At 62.1% G+C, this 3303-nt stretch carries 2 protein-coding genes; both read left to right on the top strand.

All coding sequences use genetic code 11. The annotated features are described in order from the left end of the window. Positions 1-1246 precede the first annotated feature (1246 nt). Positions 1247-1510 (top strand): hypothetical protein, encoded by a 264-nt coding sequence (locus ABZU72_RS28460; protein WP_355022130.1) that lies wholly within the window; start codon positions 1247-1249, stop codon positions 1508-1510. A gap of 719 nt (positions 1511-2229) precedes the next feature. Then, a partial coding sequence (locus ABZU72_RS28455) for an autotransporter-associated beta strand repeat-containing protein (RefSeq protein WP_355022129.1) occupies positions 2230-3303 on the top strand: 1074 nt, incomplete at its 3' end.

Raw genomic sequence — 3303 nt, 5'->3', positions numbered from 1 at the left:
CAAACGACCGCGATCATCTGGTCGGGCATCTATGAAGCGGACCAAAATGCTGGCAGCGGCTTCGATCTCGAGACAAACATAGCGGCCAAGATCGCTGCGTCCGTGAGCCTGCGCTTACGACCGCCGGCGAAGATTGCAATGGGCAGACACTAAGCAGTTGATCAATGCATTGTTTAACTGGTTCTCTGTCGCTCCACCGCCATTGCCCCGCCAGGAGGACGGTTCGATCCGTCTGAAGGCGAGAGCGTGGGCGGGGAAGGCGCAGGTCGTGTGAAAGTTCATCGCACTCTGATGTCCTGACTTCTCGGACGACGCCGCGGATTGGCGAATCTGGAAGGATCATTATGGACGATGCGCATGAGCATGCACGGATCATTCGGATCGCGCGGGCCATGTGTCGAGCGAAGCGATTGGATCCCGACCGCCCGCTCGACGGGGCGATACCCGCTGTCACTGGCGCTAGGCCATTCAACGATAGCCTGCCGAGCAGCGATGTTCCGACGTGGCTATTGTTCGTCAGCGAAGCAAAGAGGTTCGTCGCCGCGAACCAGGACGGCAAGTCACAATTGTGAGAAACGCGGGCGGAACAACGCAAACGCACCACGCTCGCGGTTACAGCTTCCCGATCGGCGGGAGAAGGGAGCCGATGGCTGGGGGGCTGTACCGGCTCCCTTCGGTAGCCATCTGGGCAGGTGGCCACCACCACCATCGCGGGTCACGTCGCGACAATAGCACTGCCAAAACGAGGTAGCCGCAGCGGAGTTCCGCCGCGGCAAAATGCTCATGCCACGAGGGAGCGTCGAAATCGCTCGATCGCCCGTAGCGTCAGATCGTCCTCATCCTCCGCAACTGCGACCAAGCTTGCCAAATGTAAGCCAGCTTCGTTCGATCTCGCTGGTCAAATGCATCGGGAGTAGTCGATCGGATCTCGGACCAGGCAGCATCAAGCGCGGCTTGCGCGCGGGCCAGGTCGACGGGGTCTCTCAACGATGAGAATGGCATGGCTCCTCCCTCCGCCATGGATACGGGCGAGAATCTATGCCTCTCGACTGGAGGCAATATATTTTGACATAAGAAAATCCCCGCCTGCGCACGCAAGCGGGGTAGTTCGCTCAAACCGAAAGGAGACCTTTGGCCAACCGCGACGCGAAGCCAAGGTTCCCCGGCCGGAATGGAAAGCCCGGCCCGCCGTAGCGCCGAGAGCGGATCACGGGCGTCCGTAACCAGACTGAACTGGGAGGCGACCATGAGTAGGACGACCGCCATCATCGCCGGCCTGACGCTCGCAGCTCTGGCGGGCGATGCAGGGGCGCAGCAGTCGCAGCAGACCTATCGCGATAGCTCCGGGCGCGTTACAGGCCGCTCAACGACCGACAGCCAAGGCAACCAGACCTTCTCCGGCCCAGATGGCAGGACGACGGGGCGCGCCTCGACCGACAGCCAGGGGACGACGACGTTCCGCGATTCCAGCGGGCGCGTGACCGGGACGACCACCGGCCCGCGACGCTGATCAGGCTCATCGGAACTGGAGCTTTATCATTCGATAATGTGCCCAAGAGCTGACGTTGTATGGCGCGGCTAAGGGTGGATAGCCACGCAGCAACCGATGGCATAAACGCGCCGCCACCAAACTTTGGCGGGCTGCCCGGAAGCGGACGCTACCTGCTTGAAGGTCAGCAAGCAGGTCAGAACCCATTCCCGACGGGCGCAATGCTGCGTCACTCGGTCCAGTAATTGCGCCGACCAAAAATTTGAGCTGGAATCGTGGCGCTCGTGCAACGGGGCCTCAAAATATGTGGGTCCACATTGACACCAAACATGCCCTCGTAACACTTTGTAGATAATCGTCGGTGCTTCCTCTCACCATCGTCACGCGTAGCCTAATGTGATTCTGCCGCTGGTTCTGATTCGACTGGCCGCAACGCGATCACCTACCGATCACGTTGCGGGATGCACGCAAAGGGCGCGGTAATGGATTTGGGACGTATGCTGCCGGGCGCCCGCGCGAAACACCGAAATGGGCGGCTTATCGCGGCGACGACGCGCGCCCCTCGGTTGTTGGCACGAGGTTGCAGGTTTGGCTCGTCCACGGCGCTAGTGACAATCGCACTTCTCTCAGCGTCTACGGGTTCGGCGCGCGCTCAGGTCACCGAGTGGAAGGGAATAACCACCACGGACGGCTTCGCTAGTTGGTTTACGTTCAGCAACTGGACAGCCGGTCCTCCCGGCTTGACCGGGGCCGTCACAGAGCCAATCATTGATACTATAGCACCGAATCCGACGGTGATTCCGACGCCCGGCGCAGTAGCCAGAACGCTCAGGATAGGACAGTTCGTCAACGGGATAGGACAGCTCGACATCCGAAGCGGCGGGACGTTGAACGTGTTGGGTGTTGCGGAGCTGGGCAATGCGCCGGGCTCACAAGGTACGGTGATCGTCTCCGGCACGTTCGCTAACTTCCTCGCGGTGGTCGGCGCCGGCGCCGGGGGCACAGGCACAATGACCGTCCGAGACGGCGGGACGGTAAACAGTAACTTTGGCGCCGTCCTCGGATTCGTTCCCGACGCGATAGGTACGGTGACCGTGACCGGCCTGTCCTCCACCTGGAACGTGGGTCCGGGTGGGTTCCTTATCGGCGGCCTTGGCACGGGCACGCTCACGATTGCGGATAGCGGCATTGTCGCCAGCGGGCAACCCGTTTCGATCGCGTTAGCCGCCGGCTCGACTGGAACACTCAACATCGGCGCGGACCCGCTCGTCAGCACGGCGGCGGCTGCACCCGGCACACTGGAAGCGGCAGGCGTCGTATTTGGCGACGGCACCGGCACGATCAACTTCAATCACACGTCCCCCAATTACGGGTTTGCGCCTGCAATCAGCGGCCCCGGCACCGTCAACGTGCTCGCCGGCACGACCCTCTTAACAGCCGACAACACCTATACAGGCGGGACCACCATCAATGGCGGCACGCTCAGTGTCGCGGCGGACAACAATCTCGGCGCGGCGAGCGGAGGCCTGACTTTCAACGGCGGCATTCTTCAAGTCACCGGCACCGCGTTCAATTCGACCGCGCGGACCATCACCTGGGGCGCGAATGGCGGCGGCTTCGATATCGCCGATGCGGCAAACAGTTTCACCGTCGCGCAGAACCTGACCGCCGGCGGTCCGCTGGCCAAATACGGTACGGGCACGCTCACTTTGACCGGCACCAACACCTACACCGGCGGGACCACCATCAGCGCCGGCACTCTCCAGCTTGGCAATGGCGGCGAGACGGGCTCGATCGTTGGCGACGTCACGAAC

It is taken from the genome of Nocardioides sp. NPDC004968 (assembly GCF_040608935.1).
Classification (GTDB): Bacteria; Actinomycetota; Actinomycetes; order Propionibacteriales; family Nocardioidaceae; genus Nocardioides.
Note: the sequence above shows the minus strand (reverse complement) of the source record. Positions and strands in the feature narration are given on the sequence as shown.

Bases quoted from the DNA above. Each gene is read 5' to 3' on its own strand.
- ABZU72_RS28460 (WP_355022130.1), top strand. From the start codon at position 1,247: ATGAGTAGGACGACCGCCATCATCGCCGGCCTGACGCTCGCAGCTCTG.